Raw genomic sequence first — 752 nt, forward strand, 5'->3', positions numbered from 1 at the left:
GCACCTAACTACATTATTCCAGAGTTTGATTATAAGTCTTTTGACTTTGCTTACGAGCTTCAAACCCCTGAGCCCTTGAAGTTGTCGCAAGGTACTTACACCGGAAGTATTCAGTACTCCGTTGGCCCGGGTAAGGATTTTGATATGGGTGATGTCATGTTGCCCAGTGAAGAGTCTCTAACGCTGAACTTCACACTTACCGTTGAGCATATGCTCAAGGTTGAAGTTCCACCCGGTGGTCATCGTGTGGAATTGGTCCCGCAGGGTGGCTGGCAATCCTGGCTGCAACAAGGCCGAAAGCCGACGCGTTTATTCAAGGACCAAACGTTTAATATCTCGGCCARTTCGCGTTTCAAAATGGAGCTGGAGTGTCAGTACACCCAGGATGGCAATACCTGCTCTTTGCAAGAGCCAATTTCGGGCCACGTTGTTCCATTGAATATCAGCGTAAGTCTTCCACACGGCTTGACCGATGCAAGTGGGCAACCAGTGACCCGTCGACAACTACTTCGTAATGGTAGTGGTACCGAGCTGTTTCAACCCGGTTTTTATGTGGAGCGAAGGCCGGGGACTCTGCACTTCGAAATCCCCTCCCGCGAAGTGGCTGAGATGATTCGGCCGGGCCGATCACGATATTATTCCGGCAATGTAACGGTTATCTGGGATTCGGAAATTTGATTGTTTTCGATATTCAAGTTTATTAAGTGAGGTACTGAAACATGAAGAGCTTGTTAGCCTTAATGGGTTTTTGT

At 48.2% G+C, this 752-nt stretch carries 1 pseudogene; it reads left to right on the plus strand.

Annotation, left to right across the window (positions count from 1 at the left end):
• Positions 1-678: pseudogene (locus AC1DLB_RS31295) on the plus strand (hypothetical protein); the annotation flags it as partial.
• Positions 679-752: the final 74 nt, after the last annotated feature.

The sequence above is a fragment of the Pseudomonas sp. 05N434 genome, assembly GCF_056396965.1.